The organism is Pseudomonas sp. Y3 TE3536, assembly GCF_053629175.1.
In genome coordinates, this window is the sequence record NZ_JBRJHU010000001.1 from 2,411,680 (window position 1) to 2,432,558 (window position 20,879).

Consider the following 20,879-nt stretch of genomic DNA (forward strand, 5'->3'; position numbering starts at 1 on the left):
TTCTGCTGGGTCAGCTCTTGCAGCAGTGGATGACGATCGCCCGCGCCCTGACGATGGAGCCGAGGGTGATGCTGCTCGACGAGCCAATCTCGGCGCTCGACCCGGAAATGGTAGGTGAAGTGCTGGACGTGATGAAGACCCTGGCCCAGGAAGGCATGACCAAGGTTTGCGTCACCCACGAAATGGGCTTTGCCCGTGAAGTGGCGGATCGGGTGCTGTTTTTCGATCACGGCAAATTGCTGGAAGATGCCTCGCCGGCGCGGGTCTTCGGTGCACCGAAAGACCCGCGCGCGCAGGCGTTTCTGCGTCAGGTGCTGTAACCGCAGGCCGACCCCTTTATAGTGCCCCAGTTCTAAAAGCTGAAATTGCCAATTGAACCGGGGCTCTCAAATGTATCGTCGCACGACGTTGGTATAAATGGGTGCAGCTCACCCCTCTCTTTTGTATTTAAGCGACTCCTAATTGATAAGTGCGGGTTTTTCTGTTTATTGTTCTTTCAATGGGTTTGGAGGCACGGATCTGAGCCGCGAGTGCGTCCTTGTACGTCTTAAAGGAAGTCCCCTGTTCGAAGGGTGTAAGCCCGAGTGCTCGAACAGTGGCATTAAGGTTCTGTAGGGCGTTAGGGATTTCAGTGTTGACTTGATCTATTATTGGTTGAGCTAATGCTGTGATCTTTCGAAGATTTTTTGTATGATATTTTATGTTCCATTGAATTTTGTTCTCATGTTTCCATCCCCTAGAATCGCCCCGTGCATAATCCAAATCTGATTGATATCCCTTTATTGTGGATTGTTCTGATGCCATTAATGCCTTTTGATCCTTCTTTTGGGTTATAAGTTTGCTTATGTCGTCAGCATATTTTAATGCGCGATAAGCCAGTGAGTGTGTTTTTGGTGCGGTCCACAAACTTGGCGTTCTGTGCTCGACTATAGTGGTAGTGGTAATCGTAAAAATATCCCTTGGGGTTTGCTTGTACACCATCTCCATGATATGACCGCTCGGGTCGATCGCATTGATTGGATCATTTCCACAGTAGGCATAAGCATTCAGAGAGCTGAAGGGTGGCACGGTGTCAGGCGAGTTGAAGCGCCCGAGGTCTTGTAGATAAAATCGGAAGCCTTTACCTAAGGGGTATGCACCGAGCGTATGGTCTATCAGTTCTCCATTATATCCGAGTGGGCAGTTGTCTACGGAAGGGCTATAGCCATACGGGGAATAGGTGTGGCTTTGTCGCCTCTCAGCCGTGCTGGTATTAATGACAGTGTTGCTTTGATCTCTTGCGATGACCGTTGCGGATCCATCAGACGTCGAAAACGCTAATGGCCCAAGGTTACACCTGAATAGAGAGATGGACAGGGTAGCGCTTGTCAGTGTGGTAGGCTTTTGATTCTGGTAATGAATTCTGTTGACGTGTTTTATGTTTTTCATGACCGTCAGCTCTGAAGTATGGGTTTTTTATTTTTGGCCGAACTCACAAAGCCATGCAACTAGCATTATTAACAGGTCGCACCCTCCGGACTCTGCAGTCTTTCGAGAGCAGCCTGGTGCTGCGAAGAGGCCGGGACAGCTGATGCCTCCGGCCTCTTCGCAGCACAAGGCTGCTCCTACAGGGGGCGCATGAACACAAGCAGTATTAAAGGCTGAACCGCCCCACCATCCCCCGCAACTGCCGCCCCAACTGCTCCAGCTCCCCGCTGGAAGCCGCCGTCTGTTCACTGGCCGCACTGGTCTGGTCCGACACATCGCGCACATTCAGCACACTGCGGTTGATCTGTTCGGCCACCACGCTTTGCTCTTCACTGGCCGTGGCAATCTGCTGGTTCATGCCCTGGATACTCGACACCGTGTCGGTGATCTGGCCCAGCGCATGCCCGGCCTTGCGGCTCAGCTCCACGCTCTGCTCGGTCAGGCTCTTGCTGCTGTCCAGTAAACGGTTTACTTCGTCAGTACCGCTGTGCAGGCTGTCGATCAGCTGTCCAATCTCTTCGGTTGCCGTAGAGGTACGCTGGGCCAAACCCCGCACCTCATCGGCCACCACGGCAAAGCCACGCCCGGCTTCACCAGCCCGTGCCGCTTCGATCGCCGCGTTCAAGGCAAGCAGGTTGGTCTGTTCGGACACCGACTTGATCACATCGAGGATGCTGCCAATGCGTTGGCTCTCGCCCGCCAGGTGCTGCATGGCCGCCAGGCAATGGTCCATCTGCCCGGCCAGTTGCTCGATGCGGCCGATGGCTTCGGCCACCACCTGATCGCCCATCTGCGCCTGCTGGTCGGCGTTGGTCGCGGCCATGGAGGCCTGCTCGGCATTTTGCGCGACTTCCTGCACGGTCGCGCTCATCTGGTTCATGGCGGTGGCGACCTGGTCGGTTTCTTCGCGTTGCTGGCTGATGCGCAGCTTGGTGTCTTCGCTGCTGGCCGCCAGCTGTGAGGCCGCCTGCGACAGGTGGCCGACACCCTGGTCGATGCCGCCGATCAGCTCGCGCAGGCTCACGGTCATGTCGCGCATGCTGGACTGCAACTGGCCCATCTCGTCGCGGCGCAGCACCGGCTCGACCTGGCTCAGGTCGCCCTTGGCGATACGGGCGGCCAAGGTCAGCGTCTGGCGCAGCGGTTGGGTGATCTGCAAGGTGATCAGCCAGGCGGCGAGCACGCCGACCAGAAGCGCCAGTACGGCCACGCTGGTCAGCAACGAGCGGGCGGCCAGGGCTTCGCTGTCGCGTTGTTCGACTTTGCGCTCGCCCAGCTCCACGCTGACGGCGCTGAGTTCATCGCCCATCTTTTCCATATTGCCTTGCAACTGCTCGACCCGTATGGCGACGCTACGGTACTGGTCCAGGCTGGCGCGGTAGTTGGCCAGTTCGGTGCCGGGTTGTTCGGTCAATGTGCGCGACAGGCCCAAGGGCGCAAGGTCCTTGAGCAACTGCCCCAGGCTGCTGTCGGCGGCATTCAAGGCAGCATCACCGACCTTGGCGAAGTCTTCGACGGGCGAGAAGGTATACGCCGGCACCAGGCTCTGCTGGTTGGCAACGTCGACGTGACGGCTAAGGGTGTCCATCAGGCCCAATAGGCCGCTTTGCCGGCTATCGTCGGGCATCTTCAGCAAAGCCTGGGTCTGCAGCTCATCGATGACGTCGTTGAGTTTCTGTTCCTGTGCCTGCATCGCGTCGCGCCGCGCTTGGCGTTGGCCGACCAGGCGTTGCAGTTCAGCGAAGTCGTCGCGCACACGCTGCAGCAGCTGCAGTTTCTGGGTGAGCATCTGGCGTGAGTCATCGACGTTGCTGCGCTGCTGCAGGGTGCTCAGCATGCCTTCCAGCTGATCGAGGATGCGCACGATACGCGACTTGCTGGCGTCATCACTGAGCACGCGGTAGGTGATGCGCTCTGCGCGAAGGTCTTTGACCAGGTCGTTGATCAGGCCGATTTCGCTGAGTTGCTCCGAACGGCTGATGGCGCCATCCAGCGCGCGCCAACCGCTGAGGGTGGTGGCCAGGGTAAGCAGCAAGACCACGGCGAAGCCGAGGGCGAGCTTGGCGCCGACACCGATGTTGCCGAGCCTGCGGTTAAGGTAACCGAGCATGGTGAGTCTCCGTCCATTTGAGAGAGGTCGTGCGGGCACAATGCCGGCATGACACTCCTGCCCATCGGCAGCGGAGGTGTAGGACTTGACCTGAAAATCAGGTAGGAAATTTCGCTGTAACTGGTAGGAAGGCTCTGCCTGTGGCGGCCTCTTCGCGGGTGAACCCGCTCCCACAGGGGTAGCGCTTTACCTGTAGGAGCGGGTTTACCCGCGAAGAGGCCAGCACACGCGCCGAAAAACCCTGATCAGAGCCTGAAGCGTCCGACCAACCCTTGCAGGTGCGTACCCAACCGCGCCAACTCGACACTGGAACTGGCCGTCTCTTCACTGGCCGCCGACGTCTGGTCAGAGATGTCCCGCACATTCATCACGCTGCGGTTGATCTCCTCGGCCACGGCCGTCTGTTCCTCTGCCGCCGTGGCAATTTGCTGGTTCATCGCCTGGATCGACGACACGGTCCGCGTGATGGTCTCCAGCGAGCCGCCCGCGCGGCGGGTCAGTTCTACGCTGCTGTCGGTCAGCTGGCGGCTGTTGTCCATCACGCTGGCCACGCGCTGGGTGCCGCTTTGCAGGCCGGCAATCAATTCTTCGATTTCTTCGGTCGACTGTTGCGTGCGCTGGGCCAGGCTGCGCACTTCGTCGGCCACCACGGCAAAGCCCCGCCCGGCTTCACCTGCGCGTGCCGCTTCGATCGCCGCGTTAAGGGCCAGCAGGTTGGTCTGCTGGGCCACCGACTTGATCACATCAAGGACGCTGCCAATCTTGTCGCTCTCGGCCTTGAGCTGGTTCATCGCTTCGCTGGAGTTGGCCACTTCGCAGGCCAGGCGTTCGATCTGCGCCACCGCTTCGCCCACCACCCGGTCGCCCTCGCGGGCCTGCTGGTCGGCCATCAGGGCCGCTTCCGAGGCCTGCTCGGCGCTACGCGCCACCTCGTGCACGGTGGCGGTCATTTGGTTCATGGCCGTCGCCACCTGGTCGGTCTCGACCTTCTGGTTGTTGACCCCGGCGCTGGTCTGCTCGGTGACCGCCGACAGCTCTTCGGCAGCGCTGGCGATCTGCGTGACGCCGTCGCCGATGCCGCCGATCAGTTCGCGCAAGCCTTGGGTCATGCGCTGCATGCTGGCCTGCAGTTGGCCCAGCTCGTCGCGGCGCTGCACCTGCAGGTCTTGGCTCAGGTCACCATTGGCCACGCGCTCGGCAGCGCTGAGGGTCTGGCGCAGCGGGATGATGATCTGCCGGGTGATCGCCCAGGCCGCCAGCAGGCCCAGGGCCAAGGCCAAGGCGGTGGCGGCGGCGAGCAGGGTTTTGGCCTGGGTAGCGCTAGCGTCGCGCACTGCGGTTTGCGACGTGGTCATCGCCTGGCTGGCTTGCAGCAACACCGTGCCTTGGTCAGCCATGTGTTGCAGCGCTTGCTCGCTGGCCGTCTGCGCGTTGCTGAACTGGTTGACCGCATCACGGTAGCCGGCCATGGCGGTAGCGGCGTCGTCGAGGCTGGCGGCATGCTCTGCCGGCACCTTGGCGGGCAGTGCCTTGAGTTCGGCCAGGGCTGCGTCGATGGCCTTCAGTGCGGTCTGCTGGAACTCGGCGTTGCCGCTGTAGGTGTAACCGCGGACCTGGAAGCGCGCCTGTTGCAGCAGCGCGCTTACCTCGACCGCATGCTGGTATTGGGCGATATCGCCCCCCTTCAGCAGGCCCTGCTGCACGCGGCCGACCAGCTCGACGGCCTTGTCGGCACTGTCGCCGAGCACACTGCGGCTGGCCTCGCGGCGCTGGCCGGCCTGCTTCAGGTCGTTGAACGCTTGTTGGTAGATACGCACCGCCTCGCGTTGTTGTTCGAGGTGCTGACGGTCGGCAGGGTGGTCGATCTGGCCCAGCATCAACGTCACCTGGCGATCGAGGTTGGCCAAGGCCTTTTCCAGCTCGGCGACGGCGGCGTCATCGCGGTTTCGCTGGTAATGCTGGCGCGCGATGCGCAGTTCCTGAGTGTACTGCTGGATCACCGAAATATTGCCCAGCTTGTCACCGCGGTCGATGACGCTGTCCAGGCCGTGCCAGCCGGTCAAGGTAATGGCCAGGGTCAGGAGCAATACCAGGCCAAAGCCCAGCCCTAGCTTGCGATTGACGCTTACGTTCCCCAGCGAGTGGGCTAACCATCGGTACATGTTCGACTCTCCGGTAACTTGGCAGCACGGATAATTATTGTGTTGCCAAGGCATCGGCCTGGGAGAGAGAAACTTGATGGGGGAAAAGACTGACTGATGCGTCAGAAAATGCGCGACAGCAGCGCGGTAACGGCAGTCTCCACGCGCAGGATGCGTTCGCCCAGTTGCACCGGTGCCAGGCCAGCCTTGCCCAGCAGCTCGACCTCGTAGGGGATCCAGCCGCCCTCGGGGCCAATGGCCAGGGTCACCGTTTGTTCGACGGCGCGCGGGCAGGCGGGGTAGGGGCCCGGGTGGCCCACCAGGCCCAACGTGCCTTCGGCAATGGCGGGCAGGCGGTCTTCGACGAAGGGCTTGAAGCGCTTCTCGATGATCACCTCGGGCAGCACGGTGTCGCGTGCCTGCTCCAGGCCCAGGATGAGGTTTTCACGAATGCTGTCCGGGTTCAGAAATGGCGTTTGCCAGAAGCTCTTCTCGACCTTGTAGCTGTTCACCAGGATCAGGCGCGGTACACCCAGCGTGGCGATGGTCTGGAACAGCCGGCGCAGCATTTTTGGCCGTGGCACGGCCAGCACCAGGGTCAGCGGCAGCTTGGCGGGCGGTGGCTGGTCGAAGCCGACCTGCAGTTCTGCCTCATGGCCTTCCAGGCGCACAACGGTGGCGCGGCCCATCAAACCGTTGATCTGGCCGACGCGCAGGCTATCGCCCACCGCGACCTTGTGGATCTCCTGCATGTGGGTGAAACGCCGGTCGGCCAGCACCACGCGGTCGGCCGCGATGAAATCGGCTTCTTCGAGTAGCAGCAGGTTCACGGTTGCGTCGCTGGCGGCTGGTCGTTGTGGTCGTTGGCCGCTTCATCGTGCGCACCGCGCTTGCGGATCAGGCTGCCACACAGCACGCCGACCTCGAACAACAGCCACATGGGCACGGCCAGCAGGGTCTGCGAGAAGATGTCTGGCGGGGTCAGGACCATGCCGACCACGAAGCAGCCGATGATCACGTAGGGGCGGACCTTCTTCAGGTACTTCACGTCGACCACGCCGATCCACACCAGCAGCACCACGGCGACCGGGATCTCGAAGGCGACGCCAAAGGCGAAGAACAGGGTCATGACGAAGTCGAGGTAGCTGGCGATGTCGGTCATCATCGACACACCCTCGGGCGTGGCGCTGGCGAAGAAGCCGAAAATCAGCGGGAACACCAGGAAATAGGCGAAGGCCATGCCGGCGTAGAACAGGAAGATGCTCGACACCAGCAGCGGTATGGCGATGCGTTTTTCGTGGCGATACAGCCCAGGTGCGATAAAGCCCCAGATCTGCTGAAGGATGAACGGGATCGCCAGGAACAGCGAAACGATCATGGTCAGCTTGAACGGCGTGAGGAACGGCGAGGCCACGTCGGTGGCGATCATCGTTGCATTGGCCGGCAGGTGGTCGCGCAGCGGCGCGGACACCAAGGTGTAGATCTGCTGGGCGAAAGAGAACAACCCGGCAAAGATCAGGAAGATGACGGCGACACAGCGCAACAGGCGGGTGCGCAGTTCAGTCAGGTGCGAGACCAGCGGCATGGGCTGGTCGTGTTCCGGATTTTCGCTCATGGGGCTCGCGGCGGTTGTGGCGGTTCAGAGGGGGCGGCCGGCGCTGTTGGGGCGGCCGGCGTAGCGTCTGGCGTGGCTTCGAGCCCAGCAGGCGGCTGCACCGTGGCCGTGGTGACAGGGGGCTGCACCGGTGGCGTCTGCGGGTTGAGGATGCGCCGGGCTTGCTCTTCCATTTGCAGGATGTGCTCGTTGTGCAGCTGGCGACGGATATCGTCGGCGCCGATCTCGCGCTCGACTTCCATCTTGATGCTGTTGAAGCTGCGCTTGAGGCGGCCGATCCACAGCCCTGCCGTGCGCGCGGCGCCGGGCAGGCGCTCGGGGCCGAGCACCAGCAAGGCGACGAGGCCTACCAGCAGCAACTCACTGAAACTGATGCCGAACATGGGTCAGTCTTTCCGCTGCGGCTCTTGGACCGGCTGGGCCTGGCCTTCGATGGTGTGGCCCTGAGGCTGTTGTGCAGTGTTCTGCACTGGTGGCACGGGCTGGGCAGGCGGCGGGGTCTGCTCGGCCGGCTTGTTTTCTTCGTCGTTCATGGCCTTGCGGAAGCCTTTGATCGACTCGCCGAGGTCGCTGCCGAGGTTTTTCAGCTTCTTGGTGCCGAACACCAAAACGACGACGACCAGCAGGACAATCCAATGTTTCCAGTCAAAGATACCCATGTTGCTCTCCTAGAATTCTATACAGTCAGGCGGAAGGTTGACGCGCAGCCTTCTCGTCATGCCCGGAAAGCCCGAAACGGCGCTCCAGTTCATCGAGCACGGCCTGTGGGTGTTGCCCCAACGCGCTGAGCATGACCAAGCTATGAAACCACAGGTCGGCGGTTTCATAGATGACATCGCTGTAATCCTTGCTGACAGCGGCGTCCTTGGCGGCGATGATCGTTTCGATAGACTCTTCGCCGAGCTTTTCGAGGATCTTGTTCAAGCCCTTGTGATGCAGGCTTGCCACGTAGGAGCTGTCGGGTGCCGCGTGCTTGCGTTGTTCCAGCACTTCGGCCAGGCGGTTGAGGGTGTCGCTCATGTCAGTGTCCTGCGCTATAAATGGCGTCCGGGTCTTTCAGGACCGGGTCGACGGTTTTCCACTGGCCGTCTTCGAAGACGCGGTAGAAGCAGCTTTCGCGGCCGGTATGGCAGGCGATATGGCCCAGTTGCTCGACCATCAGGATGATCACGTCGGCATCACAGTCCAGGCGCATTTCGTGCAGTTTTTGCACATGGCCAGATTCCTCGCCCTTGCGCCACAGCTTGCCACGCGAGCGCGACCAGTAGATGGCGCGTTGCTCGGCGGCGGTCAGGGCCAGGGACTCGCGGTTCATCCAGGCCATCATCAGCACGCGTCCGGTCTTGTGGTCCTGGGCAATGGCCGGTACCAGGCCATCGCTGTTCCACTTGATCTCGTCCAGCCAGTCTTTCATCGTCCACTCCAAAACGGGCCCGCTCCTGTGCCGGGCCCTTTGCGCTAGTGTGCCAGCCAGCGGGCCGGCTGGCTATTGGCGCACGATCAGGTAAAGGCCGGCGGCCAGCATCAGCCAAGCTGGCCAAGCGGCCGGAGCGGCCAGGCTGGCGGCCTCGGCGGCGCCGGCGGCCAGCACCGCGCCACCCCCCAGCAAGCCGGCGCCCAGCAGGCGCAGCGCCCAGCGGTCACCTTGGCGGCGGCGCTCGGGCATCTGCGGGTCGTGCAGGTGCGGTTGCGACAGGCGTTCGAGCAGGTCGCGGGTCATGCCGGCCAGGTGCGGCAACTGCTCGGCCTGGCTGTACAGGTTGCCGACCATGGCCTTGGGGCTGTAGCGCTCGCGCATCCAGCGTTCCAGGAATGGCTTGGCGGTGCTCCACAGGTCCAGGTCCGGGTAGAGCTGACGGCCGAGGCCTTCGATGTTGAGCAAGGTCTTCTGCAGCAGCACCAGCTGAGGCTGGACTTCCATGTTGAAGCGCCGGGCGGTCTGGAACAGGCGCATCAGCACCTGGCCGAAGGAAATATCTTTCAACGGTTTTTCGAAGATCGGCTCGCACACCGTACGGATCGCCGCCTCGAATTCGTTGACCTTGGTGTGCGCCGGCACCCAACCCGAATCGATGTGCAGTTGCGCAACGCGGCGGTAGTCACGCTTGAAGAAGGCAAACAGGTTGCGCGCCAGGTAGTCCTGGTCTTCCGACGTGAGGCTGCCGACGATGCCGCAGTCGATGGCGATGTACTGCGGGCTCCACGGCTTGACCGTGCTGACGAAGATGTTGCCGGGGTGCATGTCGGCATGGAAGAAGCTGTCGCGGAATACCTGGGTGAAGAACACCTCCACACCCCGTTCGGCCAGCAGCTTCATGTCGGTGCGCTGGTCGGCCAGGGTCGCCATGTCGGTGACCGGCACGCCGTAGATACGCTCCATCACCAGCACCTTGGGCCGGCACAGGTCCCAGTACACCTGGGGCACGTACATCAGCTCGGAGCCTTCGAAGTTGCGCCGCAGCTGGCTGGCGTTGGCCGCCTCGCGAAGCAGGTCGAGTTCGTCGTAGATGGTCTTTTCGTAGTCGTTGACCACCTCCACCGGGTGCAGGCGGCGGGCGTCGGCAGACACCCGCTCGGCGCCCTTGGCGATCAGGAACAACCAGGCCAGGTCTTGAGCGATGACCGGCTTGAGGCCCGGGCGGACCACCTTGACCACGACTTCTTCGCCGCTTTTCAGGCGGGCGGCGTGTACCTGGGCCACCGAGGCCGAGGCCAGCGGCTCGACGTCGAAACGGCTGAACACCTCGCCAACCTTGGCGCCGAGCTGTTCTTCGATCAACGCCACGGCCTGTTTCGGGTCGAACGGCGGCACGCGGTCTTGCAGCCCCATCAGTTCGTCGGCGATGTCGGTGGGCAGCAGGTCGCGGCGGGTGGACAACAGCTGGCCGAACTTGATGAAAATCGGCCCCAGGTCCTGCAGCGCCAGGCGCAGGCGCGCACCGCGGCTGAGCGCGGAGGGCTTGCGCGGCAGCCAGCGCCAAGGCATCAGCAGGCGCAGGCTCATCAGCCACCAGGGCAGGGGCAGGTCGAACAACAGGTCATCGAGACGGTAGCGGATCACCACACGCTGGATGCGAAAGAGACGGCGGACGGCGAGCAGCTTCATGCGTTATCGCTGGTATCAAGGGATCGGGAGAGGCGCTGCAGGCGCGCCTCGAGGCGTTCTATATCGACCTTCAGGGCATCGAGCTCGCTGAAGGCGGCTTCGGCTTCGCGTTTGCCCACCAGGGTGCGCGACTCTTCGGCCAGGTACTCGGAGAGGTTTTGGCTGAAGCGCGTCAGGCCTTGGCGGGTCCAGCGCGCGCGCAGGCGGAGGTGGCCGGCCAGCAACGCCGTGGCCACCGGGCCGAGCCAGCGCTGCAGCTCGTGCTCCCAGTCCAGTTCGAGGTCTTGCAGCACGCCGAACAGGTCGAGCAAGACAGCGCTGTCGCCATGCAGTTCGACCTGTGGGCTGTGCAGCACGGCGGTCTTGTCCTTGGCCAGGGCCAGTTGCGCCAGGCTGCCGGCAGGGGCGCGCAGGCTGCAGTCGACCTCGCCCTCCCAGTGCGCGGCCAGCATCAGGCCGTCTTCATCGGGCAGGATGAACACCTGCAGGGCCGGCTGACGGCAATCGATCTCGATGACCTTGCCTTCGAGCGCGGCCAGCCGCGGCAGCGCCGTGCTGTCCATGCGCAGGACGCGGTTCAGGCCATGTTCGACGCTGGCGAGCAGCCCGGCCAGCAGCATCAGGGCTTGATTCCCCGGTGCACGGCGACGATACCGCTGGTCATGTTGTGGTAGGTGACGCGGTCGAAGCCGGCGTCGACCATCATGGCCTTGAGGGTTTCCTGGTCGGGGTGCATGCGGATCGATTCAGCCAGGTAGCGGTAGCTTTCCGAGTCGTTGGTGATCAGCTTGCCGGCCAGTGGCATGAAGGCGAACGAGTAGGCGTCATAGGCCTTGGACATCAGCTTGTTGGTCGGCTTGGAGAATTCCAGTATCAACAGGCGGCCGCCGGGCTTGAGCACGCGCAGCATCGAGCGAATGGCTTGGTCTTTGTGGGTGACGTTGCGCAGGCCGAAGGCGATGGTCACGCAGTCGAAGTGGTTGTCCGGGAACGGCAGCTTCTCGGCGTCGGCCTGGACGAACTCGATGTTGCCGGCCACGCCACGGTCGAGCAGGCGGTCACGGCCGACCTTGAGCATCGAATCGTTGATGTCGGCGAGCACTACCTGCCCGGTCGGGCCTACAAGGCGCGAGAACTTGGCGGCCAGGTCCCCGGTACCGCCGGCGATGTCCAGCACGCGGTTGCCGCTGCGCACGCCCGACAGCTCGATGGTGAAGCGCTTCCACAGGCGGTGCATGCCGCCGGAAAGCACGTCGTTCATCAGGTCGTACTTGGCGGCCACGGAGTGGAACACCTCGGCGACTTTCTTCGCTTTCTGGCTCTCCGGTACGTCCGTGTAGCCAAAATGGGTGGTGGGTTCGGCGTGTTCGCCTTTGCGCTGGTCGTTCATATCGCTTCACCGGAAAAAATTACCGCCATTCTAGGGCGAATGGGCGGATTTGTCTTGGCGGGGTGTGCCAGGGGGCAGGGGCGGGCATAATGCTGATTATGTCTTCATACCCAGGATCACCCGCATGACCCAGATCAGCGTCGAACGCAAACATTCCCTCGGCCGCGAGGCTGCCCGCGCCAAGGCCGAGGCGCTGGTAGAAAAGCTCAGCCGCGAATATGACCTCAAGGCCACCTGGAACGGCGACCGCGTCGACGTCGCGCGCAGCGGCGCCAACGGCAGCGTGCAGATTGGCGAAGACACCATCCGCGTCGAGCTTAAGCTCGGCATGATGCTGTCGATCATGGGCGCTAGCATCAAGAGCGAGATCGAGCGGGCGCTGGACAAAGCCCTGGCCTGACACCAGGGCTGTGCTGTTGACCGGCCCGTCAGTGGGCCGGAAAGGGGATGATGCCCTCTATCTGGTCCAGGCGCAGGTCGCCGCGGTAGATGTCGATCCGTTCAGCCGCTGTATGGGCGTGCTCTAGCCTGACCTCGCGCGCCTTTTCGGCCCTGCTGGCACGCGCGGGGCGCGGCTCCCAGTGCTTCAGGTGGCCTTTGACGAAGGTGCGGGGCGCCGCGTCGGCGCTGCGGTAGTGGAAGTGAGCTTCCCACAGCACCGCATTGGGCACCTGCACGTCCTTGATCTGGTAGACGTCCAGGTAGTCGTTGGCGGTGCGCAGCGGCTTACGCGATGTGCTCAGGGCGATCTCGATCCGCTGTTGCTGATACAGGTAACGTAACGCACTGCTGTCCGGGTGGCGGGTGTTGAGGTAGGCGTCGGTGAGCAGTCGGCGTTTTTCGGTGTTCAGCGAGGCGATGGCATCGCGCAGTTGGCTGGCCAGGCCTTCGGACGCCCGGTCATCGGCGGCGCTTACGTGCTGCTCGACCTTGCGCATGTCCTCGATCTGCCAATCCATGAGGTCGGCCAGGCTGTTCGGCTCGTTCGCGTAGCGCGCTGCCAGCGCGACCCGGTCATTCACGTGCGCCAGCAGGTGTTGCGCGCGACTGCGCAGCTGGGCGGAGTCTTGCGCGGCGGGGCGCTCCTCGCCTGGGACTTCGAACCATTGGCCATTGCGCCGCTCATAGGCGCCCCCAGGTTGCTCGGTGGCCGGGTTGCGCTGAACGGCATGATCGCCTTCCAGGTCCCGCTCGACCAGCACCGAGCGCCCTCGGGAGGTTCGGATCAGGGTGCGTTTGCCGGCCCTGACGCGGTGGGTCAGCTGTCGCGCAGGGGACGATGTGCCCTGTTCGGCATTCATCAAGGCGGTGCTCAAGTCGGATTCTGCCAGGCGCTCCAGGCCCGTCATCGCCTCGATGTAGGCTTGCAGCATCGTGGTGTCCACGGCAGGTGCGGTGAACGATTGCATGTACCTGGCCCTGCCAATGACTGCCCGGTAAACGCGCAGGGCGTTGCCCAGCACCTCCGCTTGTTGGTCGGCAGGCAGGTTGGCAGAGGCAACGCCATCGTGGCTCCACAGCGCTGCTGACAGGTCCGTGTCGCTCAGGCTGTTTTGCAAGGGCAGCAGGTCAATGGCCGCTTCGGCAGTGAGCAGGGTCTTGTCCAGTGTCAGGTAAGCCAGGTCGCTGACAATCTGTGCGCGGACGATCAACGACGAGTAAGGGCGCAGCTTGATGGCGCGTTCGATCTTGGCTTTCTTGTCCGGGTAGGCGATTCGGGTATCGCTGAGCACGTCGGAAAGCGTTTTATCCAGCCGCTCGCTGACCACGAGCAGGCGGCGGCTGACCTTCAGCGCGTCTCGGGTCGATTCGCGAAATGCAGCGTGTCGGCCCCTCTGCTCATCACTGTCAGGCACCCCACGCAAGCCCACTGATTGCTCCTGCAAGTGTTCGTGGTCGACCAGTTCGAGCAGGCGCCGCACCAGCAGCATGTCATTGTCGATGGCGGCTTCTGTCCAGTTGCTGAGCCGGCGTGCAGTGGCGCCCGAACGGTCGTACTTCAGGTAGCGAGGCTCGAGCATCTGCCGGTAGAGGTCGGCGTTGGCATGCAGCAAGCTGGCCTGCTTCTCCAGGTACAGCGACCCCGCGGCGATCTGCGGCACGTGCTGCCTGCGCATTTCCAGCACTGCCTGGCGCTGCACTCGGAGTGCCGGTGGAAGTGCCTTGACGTCGGGTTTGGGCAACGCATTGAACGCCAGGCTGAACGCGGCCGCCTCGTCGTCAAAGGCTTCAAGCTCGATGCGGTTGCGCTCCATGAAGGGTTCGAGCTGGGTCAGTTTGTCCTGGTTGGCTTGACCGGTCGCTTGCAGTGCATCGTAGTGCTGGCGATTCTGCGCGGTGACGGCTTCTCGGGTTTTTGGCATGCCGCCGGCCAAGTGCAAGTCCAGGACCCATTCGTCATTCCAGCGCCGCAGCCAAGGGCCTTTGCTGCGTTCGCGCCCGACAATGTAGTAGCCGTCGGGCGCGCCGCCCCAACGTGTGTGCCATTCGCCCTGGCTGGTGTCCGGGCCGATGATCTGGATTCCGCCCCAGGTTTCCTGCACCTCGTAGGCTACGTCCTGCAGGTTCACGTAGAGCCGCTCTTGCACCGTGTACAACCCGCGTAGGCGGCCTTGTGTTTCAGCGGCATGGCCTTGCAGGGAAACGCCTGCGCGCAGTTCACCCAGGCGCTGGCGGGCGTGGGAGGGCAAATTGCCCACCCGCTGGCTGTTGTGCCAACGGCTCACACTGACGTGGCCGGGGCGTTGCGCCTGGTGGGGCTCGACCCAGTCCGCTGTCTTGGGTGCCTCAACGGTAACCGGCGTGGAGGGCGTTCTGCGGGCGGGGCCTTCCAGGGCCATGGCGTCCACCGCTGCCGAGCTGACCCCCGCATGCGTTGGGGCTGTGGGGCCCTGCATCAACAACAGGGCCAGGTTGGTCAGCACATCTGCCGCTGCCAAGGCCTGTTCTTCCGCGCTGCCATCGGACAGCGCGGGCAGGTCATCCTTGAGCGTTGCCACGGCGGCGACCAGCCAGGCCAGCATGGCCGCAGGGCCACGTAGCAGGGGCGTGACCGTGTTGAACACGACCCAGCCGCACTGCACGATCAAGGCCCAGCGCTGTTGCGCATTCGAACGGCTCTGCCGGGAGGCCAGCAGTAGCATTGTCTGAATGCGTGCGTTGTAGAGGTGGTTGTCCAAATCTTCCAGCCAAGGTGTGTGAACGGCTGTAACAGGGACCCTGAGGCGTTCCACCAGGGTGTCTACCAACGCCGACTGCGTGCCAATCAAGTGCGCCAGGGCCGAGAGGCGGCTATGCAGGTGCGGACGTTCGAATCCGCCGTGCTGGTAGATGCCCCTGGCGTCGTCATCCATCCAGGCCAGCAGCTGTTGCTGCAACGCCTGATCAGCCCGTATCTGCGCCATCAGGCTGTCCAGGCTGGCAAACTCTGCCACGGCGTCATCCGCGAACAGAGGGCGATACAGGACCCAGCGCTGGTTGGCCTTTACCTTGATCAGGAACATGCCGTGCACCGTGTTGCCTTCGGAGGCACCCGGTGCAGGCAGAAACGCCAGTGGCGCAATGCTGAGCGCATCAGGTGACGCTTGATTGGCACGGCAGAAATCGACGATTGCCTGGCAGGCCTGTGCGCTGAGCTTGGCTTCGATCCTGGCCCTGAGCGCGGCGAACTGCAGGGTGCTGCGCCATTCCGTGGCATGGCGCTGGAGGCGGCTGGACTTGAGCGTGGCGTCTTGCAGTTGGTGGGCGACATAAGCGGGGTAACGCCCGCCGACATCCACAGTCGAGATCAAGCGGTTGACGTAATCCAGGTTCAGCCAGCTGCCCAGAGGCCGTGCGTGGGTGTCGAGCAGGCCGGACGCCACTTCGTCGCTGCCCGTGTGCAGGCGTGCAATGGCCAGTTCCGTCAGGGTCATGCTTTTCAGGTAGTTCAATTGCGCGGGGCCGGACGACGACAGCGGTACCACCACCGAGATCTGCACGAGCAGCTGGTCGGGGTCTTGCGGTGTTTCGGCTGGGAAGTCCGCATGCATCTGTTCGCGCAGCCGGCGAGCGGCATAGCGGCCCAGGGTTTCTATTGCGTCGAACGACGTCCTGCCCTGGGCGTGCGCCTGGCTGGCGGCGAGCTCCAGCAGGGCTTCGGCGTACAGCAGGTGGCCGGTGCTGTCTGCTTGATTAAGCCAGGTGGGCAGGCTTAGCAGTGGCTGCTCGGTGCTTGGCAGGGGCAGGTCGAGGAAATGGGACGAAGGGTCGCTCAAGGTGCTGAAGGCCTCCTCAAGCGCGGGGACGCTGGTGAGCGTGGACAACCGCAGGCGGCCGACCCTGTCGAGGATGCCATTGAGTAGTTCAGTGGACTGGAAAGCGAACGGGTCTGTGTTCAGTGGTTGCTGTGCCCAGCGCAGCGTGTCGAATTGATACTGCTGCGCCAGTGCGTCGCGAAGGGCCTCGGCGAAGGCCGCAAGGTCAACGTAGCTGCGTACCGCGCCTGAAGGTTTACACCACAGCACCATCCCGGCTTCGGCGATGATCAACAGGTCCGGTAAGGCCTGGGGTGGATGCTCATCGAGGGTGACCTGCAGCCGGTTGATCGCCAGTGCGCTGGCAGTGCCGTTGACCACACCATACAGCACGGCTTTCACCGGTTCGGGCAAGCCCTGCCGTTCCACGCCCAGCAGCAGGGCGGCTTTCAAGGTCTGCGCCAAACTGTGCACATGGGACAGGCCCGATGTGGCGTCGCTTGCAGCCCAGAAACCAATCTGCGCCTGCTGGAAGGCTTCGGTCAGGGCCGCCAGCAGTTCGTCGAAGTCGCGGTTGAGGTTGTCCATGTTCAGGCTGACTTCGGGCTGGGCGTTTGGGCCGACACCTGCCGCCTGCGGCAGAAAGGGCAGGGGCGGCGCGATGCTGAGCACGTCTGTGTGCGTGAGGGCCATGCCTTTGCCCGTCAGAAAATGGTCGAGCAGCGTGTTTACCAGGGAGGCCTGTGCCGGTTGCTTGCCTGCGCCGTGGATGAGCGTGAAGGGCTCGAGGGACTGCAACTGCGGGTGGTTGCGGGTGATCCAGGGGTAGCGGTTGGCCAGGATCGTCAAACCGGCCTTGGCAACCACCTCGCGCAGCGTGGGGCGTTGGGCGAATTGGCTGGCTACCCGTTGCTTGAACGTGGTGGGCTGCAAGGGTGGGGACGCAGGCATGAGGTGTGAGCTCCGGTGGCGGGAATGCTCGCACGCTAGCGCCGATGCCTGCGGCGGCGGCGGTACATGTTTGGCCCCCTTATGCCGCGTGAGCTTAGGGTGAGGTTTCTAATTTTCTTCCCTACCTTATGCTCAAGCCCAACCTCCATGGGCAGTTCCTCTCCACTCATGAGCATGAGGTACAGAGCATGGCCAAAGTGAATGTGAAGAAAAAGGACGACGCTCCAGGCACCCTGGGCGAAGTGCGCGGTTACGCGCGCAAGATCTGGCTGGCAGGTATCGGCGCCTATGCCCGCGTCGGCCAGGAAGGTTCCGAGTACTTCAACGAGCTGGTCAAAGCCGGCGAAGGCGTTGAAAAACGTGGCAAGAAGCGCATCGACAAAGAGCTCGATGCGGCCAACAACCAGCTGGATGAAGCGACCCAGGAAGTCAGCCGCGTACGCGGCAAGGTCGAAGTTCAACTCGACAAGATCGAAAAAGCTTTCGACGCACGGGTTGGTCGCGCCTTGAATCGCCTTGGCATTCCGTCTAAACATGACGTTGAGGCGTTGTCCATCAAGCTTGAACAGCTGCACGAGCTGCTTGAGCGCGTCGCGCACAAACCATAAGGAGAGCAGGATGGCTGGCAAGAAGAATTCCGACAAAGAAAGCAGCTCCTGGGTCGGCGGGATCGAGAAGTACTCCCGCAAGATCTGGCTGGCGGGCCTGGGGATCTATTCGAAGATCGACCAGGACGGCCCGAAGCTGTTCGATACGCTGGTGAAGGACGGCGAGAAGGCCGAGAAGCAGGCGAAGAAGACCGCCGAAGACGTGGCTGATAGCGCCAAGGCTTCGACCACGTCGCGCGTGTCCGGCGTGAAAGATCGCGCGCTGGGCAAGTGGAGCGAGCTTGAAGAAGCCTTCGACAAGCGCCTGAACAGCGCCATCTCGCGCCTGGGCGTACCAAGCCGCAATGAGATCAAGGCGCTGCACCAGCAAGTGGACAGCCTGACCAAGCAGATCGAGAAACTGACCGGTGCCTCGGTCACACCGATCTCCAAGGCGGCTGCGAGCAAAGCCGCTGCCAAGCCACTGGCCAAGGCGCCTGCCAAACCTGCTGCGAAAACCGCAGCAGCCAAGCCGGCGGCCAAAGCGGCTGCGGCAAAACCAGCGGCTAAACCTGCTGCGAAAACCGCTGCTGCCAAGCCTGCGGCCAAACCTGCTGCCAAGCCTGTTGCGGCCAAGCCTGCAGCGGCGAAGAAACCGGCAGTGAAGAAGGCCCCGGCCAAACCGGCCGCCGCCAAACCGGCAGCACCTGCGGCCAGTGCGGCACCGGCTCCGACTGCTACAGCTGCAGCGCCAGCGCCAAGCGCGGCACCGGCCAGCAGCACACCGTCGGCAGCGACCGGTACCGGTACCCTGATCTAACCGCGTCGCCTTCTTCGCGGGGCAAGCCCGCTCCCACAGATTCAGCTCAGCTTGCAAACCCTGAGCTGGGTCTCTGTGGGAGCGGGCTTGCCCCGCGAAGAGGGCACCGCCGATGCGGCACTACCCCTCCAGATACCGCACCGCCAACTGCTCCGCCGCCGCCCGGGCCTGTGCCTGCAGATGCGGCGCCACCAGCATCATCACCTGGTACACCACGATCCCCACATCCCCCTCCCGCCCCAGCACGCGCTGGTAATCCAGCGAGAACATCAGTGTCAGGGTGATCTGCTCCACCAACTGCCCCAGCGCCTGAGTTTCGCTCACCACCTGCCCCTGGCCCTTGAGGCTGGCCAGCAACGCGGCAAGGGTTCGCTTCAGTGCGTTGATCAGGCTGCGCATGCCGCGGGCCAGCTTCGGCAGACGCCCGGTCAGGTTGGACAGGTCCTGGAACAGGAAGCGGTACTGGGCCATGCGCTCGACGATCAAGTGCAGGAACAACCAGTAGTCCTCGGCCTCCAGGCGCACTTCAAGCGGTGGGTCGAGCAGCGGCATCAGCGCTTCTTCGAAACGCTCGAACAGGCCCAGCACCACCGGTTCCTTGCCATGGAAGTGGTAGTACAGGTTGCCAGGGCTGATGCCCAGTTCGTTGGCGATCTCCAAGGTCGAGACATTCGGTTCGCCTTGCTGGTTGAACAGCTGCAGGGCGCATTCAAGGATACGGTCGCGGGTCTTCATCCGGGCGGTGTGCTCATCGGGTCAGGACATAGGTGCCTGGCGCAGGGCCCAGCGGCGGATAGGTGGCATTGCCAAGCGTGGTGCGTGGCGCTTTCAGCGGGCCGGAGCGCGGGGTGACCCACTCCAGCCACAACGGCCACCAACTGCCTTCGCTGCGCTGCGCGTCGTGGAACCAGGCACGCGGGTCGCTGGACAGCTTCGGGTTGGCCAGGTAGTAGGCCTTGGGGTTGCCAGGTGGGTTGATGATGCTCTGGATATGCCCGCTGTTGGCCAGCACGAAGCGTCGGTCGCCGCCCAGCAGCATGGCTGAGCGGTACACGGCATCCCACGGGGTAATGTGGTCGTTGCTGCCGGCCACGGTGAAACTGTCGAGGTCGACCTGCTGAAGGTCGATGGGCGTGCCACACACCTCAAGGCCTGCCGGGTGGGTTAGCGGGTTGTGCTTGAAGAAGTCCAGCAGGTCGCCATGCAGCGCCGCCGGCAGGCGTGTGCTGTCGGCGTTCCAGTAGAGGATGTCGAAGGCGGGCGGGGTCTTGCCGAGCAGGTAGTTGTTGACCCAGTAGTTCCAGATCAAGTCATTGGGCCGCATCCAGGCGAAGATCCGCGCCACCTCGGCGCCGTCCAGCACGCCGCGCTGGTACGAGCGGCGCTTGGCCGCCTCGATCGTCTGCTCGTCGGCGAACAGGCTCGCGGGGCTTTCGAACTTGCTGTCCAGCAGGCTGACCAGGTACGTGGCGCTGCGCACTCGGCGCAACTGGTGCTTGGCTTGCAGGTGGCCTTGCAGCGCTGCCATGGTCAGCCCGCCAGCGCAGGCGCCCATCAGGTTGGGGTCGCGGTTGCCACTGATGCTGCGGCACGCGTTAAGCGCTTCTTCCAGGGCCTGAACGTAGCTCGACAGCCCCCACTCGCGGTGCCGTGGGTCGGGGTTGCGCCAACTGACCATGAACACCTGCAGGCCGTTCTTGAGCATGTACTGGACAAAACTGTTGGTCGAGCTGAGGTCGAAGATATAGAACTTGTTGATCTGCGGCGGCACCACCAGCAGTGGGCGGGCGTGCTGTTTTTCGCTCATCGGCTGGTACTGGATCAACTCCAGCAGTTCGTTGCGAAACACCACGGCGCCGGGGGTTGCCGCGACGTTGCCACCCACCTCGAAGGCGCGTTCGTCTACCTGGCGAGGCAAGCCATCGTTGTGGCGCAAGTCGTCAAGCAAGTGCGCCACGCCACGCACCAGGCTTTGCCCGCCGGTGTTGAGCAGCTCCTTCACGGCCAGTGGGTTGAGCAGCGAATTGCTGGGCGCCAGGGCATCGTTGATCAGCGTGAACAGAAACTGCGCGCGGGCGCGGTCATCGTCGTCCAGGTGGCTTTCATCGATCCACAGGCGGGTCTGCTTTTGCCAGGCCAGGTAGGCTTGCAGGCCGCGCCGGTAGAACGGGTTCTGGCTCCAGGTCGGGTCGCTGAAGCGGGTGTCTCGCGGGCTCGGCTGGTAAGGGGTGTCGCCGAGCATCACGCGGCCCAGCTGGCCGCTCAGGGCCAGCAGGTGGCGGGCGGTATGCAGCGGGTTGCGCAAGCCATGACGGCCGACACTGCGCAACGTGGAAATCAGGTCGCGCCCGCGCAAGCCGAGGATGGCGTTCTGCACGTTCATGCTGGTGGCGGGAAGCGTTGGCGTTCCTTTGGCCGGTTTGTCTTTCATGGCAACACTCCCTCGTCTTGACCCTT

The 20,879-nt window shown here is 63.1% G+C and carries 18 protein-coding genes and 3 pseudogenes; 4 read left to right on the top strand and 17 right to left on the bottom strand.

What is annotated here, in order from left to right; translation table 11 throughout:
* Window positions 1-20 precede the first annotated feature (20 nt).
* Window positions 21-320, top strand: a pseudogene (locus AB7M33_RS10845) (peptide ABC transporter ATP-binding protein); the annotation flags it as partial.
* Window positions 321-447: 127 nt separating this feature from the next.
* Here AB7M33_RS10845 and AB7M33_RS10850 read toward each other — a convergent pair.
* The 14 genes and pseudogenes from AB7M33_RS10850 to ubiE all read right to left on the bottom strand — a co-directional run bounded on the left by AB7M33_RS10850 (window position 448) and on the right by ubiE (window position 11,829).
* Entirely contained in the window at window positions 448-1,428 is a 981-nt protein-coding gene (locus AB7M33_RS10850; RefSeq protein WP_454242830.1) for an RHS repeat-associated core domain-containing protein, read from the bottom strand.
* A gap of 205 nt (window positions 1,429-1,633) precedes the next feature.
* Complete coding sequence (locus tag AB7M33_RS10855; protein ID WP_371097099.1) at window positions 1,634-2,527, bottom strand: methyl-accepting chemotaxis protein; 894 nt, start codon at window positions 2,525-2,527, stop codon at window positions 1,634-1,636.
* Window positions 2,528-2,536: 9 nt separating this feature from the next.
* Window positions 2,537-3,577, bottom strand: a pseudogene (locus AB7M33_RS10860) (methyl-accepting chemotaxis protein); the annotation flags it as partial.
* A gap of 245 nt (window positions 3,578-3,822) precedes the next feature.
* Entirely contained in the window at window positions 3,823-4,695 is an 873-nt protein-coding gene (locus tag AB7M33_RS10865) for a methyl-accepting chemotaxis protein (protein ID WP_371097101.1), read from the bottom strand.
* Window positions 4,678-5,793: pseudogene (locus AB7M33_RS10870) on the bottom strand (methyl-accepting chemotaxis protein); the annotation flags it as partial. The gene AB7M33_RS10865 and the pseudogene AB7M33_RS10870, both read right to left, overlap by 18 nt.
* 47 nt (window positions 5,794-5,840) lie before the next feature.
* Window positions 5,841-6,548, bottom strand: coding sequence for a 16S rRNA (uracil(1498)-N(3))-methyltransferase (locus AB7M33_RS10875; protein ID WP_265970098.1), 708 nt, complete (start codon window positions 6,546-6,548; stop codon window positions 5,841-5,843).
* Complete coding sequence (tatC, locus tag AB7M33_RS10880) at window positions 6,545-7,333, bottom strand: twin-arginine translocase subunit TatC (protein ID WP_027592411.1); 789 nt, start codon at window positions 7,331-7,333, stop codon at window positions 6,545-6,547. Before tatC ends, AB7M33_RS10875 begins: the two co-directional genes overlap by 4 nt.
* Entirely contained in the window at window positions 7,330-7,716 is a 387-nt protein-coding gene (gene tatB, locus AB7M33_RS10885; protein ID WP_027592412.1) for a Sec-independent protein translocase protein TatB, read from the bottom strand. Before tatB ends, tatC begins: the two co-directional genes overlap by 4 nt.
* 3 nt (window positions 7,717-7,719) lie before the next feature.
* Complete coding sequence (locus AB7M33_RS10890; RefSeq protein WP_099430648.1) at window positions 7,720-7,992, bottom strand: twin-arginine translocase TatA/TatE family subunit; 273 nt, start codon at window positions 7,990-7,992, stop codon at window positions 7,720-7,722.
* Between the two features lie 25 nt (window positions 7,993-8,017).
* Window positions 8,018-8,353 carry a phosphoribosyl-ATP diphosphatase gene (locus tag AB7M33_RS10895; protein ID WP_099430647.1) on the bottom strand — a complete coding sequence of 112 codons (336 nt, stop codon included), beginning with the start codon at window positions 8,351-8,353 and terminating at the stop codon, window positions 8,018-8,020.
* Between the two features lies 1 nt (window position 8,354).
* Window positions 8,355-8,747, bottom strand: a complete 393-nt coding sequence (hisI, locus tag AB7M33_RS10900) for a phosphoribosyl-AMP cyclohydrolase (RefSeq protein ID WP_027592414.1) — start codon at window positions 8,745-8,747, stop codon at window positions 8,355-8,357.
* A 72-nt stretch (window positions 8,748-8,819) separates the two neighbouring features.
* Window positions 8,820-10,439, bottom strand: coding sequence for a ubiquinone biosynthesis regulatory protein kinase UbiB (gene ubiB / locus AB7M33_RS10905; protein WP_099430646.1), 1,620 nt, complete (start codon window positions 10,437-10,439; stop codon window positions 8,820-8,822).
* Complete coding sequence (locus AB7M33_RS10910) at window positions 10,436-11,059, bottom strand: ubiquinone biosynthesis accessory factor UbiJ (RefSeq protein WP_099455558.1); 624 nt, start codon at window positions 11,057-11,059, stop codon at window positions 10,436-10,438. Before AB7M33_RS10910 ends, ubiB begins: the two co-directional genes overlap by 4 nt.
* Window positions 11,059-11,829 carry a bifunctional demethylmenaquinone methyltransferase/2-methoxy-6-polyprenyl-1,4-benzoquinol methylase UbiE gene (ubiE, locus tag AB7M33_RS10915; RefSeq protein WP_099430644.1) on the bottom strand — a complete coding sequence of 257 codons (771 nt, stop codon included), beginning with the start codon at window positions 11,827-11,829 and terminating at the stop codon, window positions 11,059-11,061. The genes AB7M33_RS10910 and ubiE overlap by 1 nt, the downstream gene beginning before the upstream one ends.
* Window positions 11,830-11,953: 124 nt before the next feature.
* On the opposite strand from ubiE, the gene AB7M33_RS10920 reads away from it, so the two are divergent.
* Window positions 11,954-12,229, top strand: coding sequence for a polyhydroxyalkanoic acid system family protein (locus AB7M33_RS10920; RefSeq protein ID WP_027592417.1), 276 nt, complete (start codon window positions 11,954-11,956; stop codon window positions 12,227-12,229).
* Window positions 12,230-12,257: 28 nt separating this feature from the next.
* Here the strand turns inward: AB7M33_RS10920 and AB7M33_RS10925 are convergent, their stop codons facing one another.
* On the bottom strand, window positions 12,258-17,015 hold the full coding sequence (locus tag AB7M33_RS10925) for a dermonecrotic toxin domain-containing protein (RefSeq protein ID WP_454242831.1): 4,758 nt from the start codon (window positions 17,013-17,015) through the stop codon (window positions 12,258-12,260).
* A 188-nt stretch (window positions 17,016-17,203) separates the two neighbouring features.
* On the opposite strand from AB7M33_RS10925, the gene AB7M33_RS10930 reads away from it, so the two are divergent.
* Together AB7M33_RS10930 and AB7M33_RS10935 are read left to right on the top strand one after the other, a co-directional pair.
* Window positions 17,204-17,623 carry a phasin family protein gene (locus AB7M33_RS10930; RefSeq protein WP_027592419.1) on the top strand — a complete coding sequence of 140 codons (420 nt, stop codon included), beginning with the start codon at window positions 17,204-17,206 and terminating at the stop codon, window positions 17,621-17,623.
* 10 nt (window positions 17,624-17,633) lie between these two features.
* Window positions 17,634-18,422, top strand: a complete 789-nt coding sequence (locus AB7M33_RS10935; RefSeq protein ID WP_099430642.1) for a phasin family protein — start codon at window positions 17,634-17,636, stop codon at window positions 18,420-18,422.
* 120 nt (window positions 18,423-18,542) lie between these two features.
* Here the strand turns inward: AB7M33_RS10935 and AB7M33_RS10940 are convergent, their stop codons facing one another.
* Together AB7M33_RS10940 and phaC are read right to left on the bottom strand one after the other, a co-directional pair.
* Window positions 18,543-19,157 carry a TetR/AcrR family transcriptional regulator gene (locus tag AB7M33_RS10940; protein WP_027592421.1) on the bottom strand — a complete coding sequence of 205 codons (615 nt, stop codon included), beginning with the start codon at window positions 19,155-19,157 and terminating at the stop codon, window positions 18,543-18,545.
* A 13-nt stretch (window positions 19,158-19,170) separates the two neighbouring features.
* Window positions 19,171-20,853 carry a class II poly(R)-hydroxyalkanoic acid synthase gene (phaC, locus tag AB7M33_RS10945; RefSeq protein ID WP_454242832.1) on the bottom strand — a complete coding sequence of 561 codons (1,683 nt, stop codon included), beginning with the start codon at window positions 20,851-20,853 and terminating at the stop codon, window positions 19,171-19,173.
* Between the last annotated feature and the right edge of the window lie 26 nt (window positions 20,854-20,879).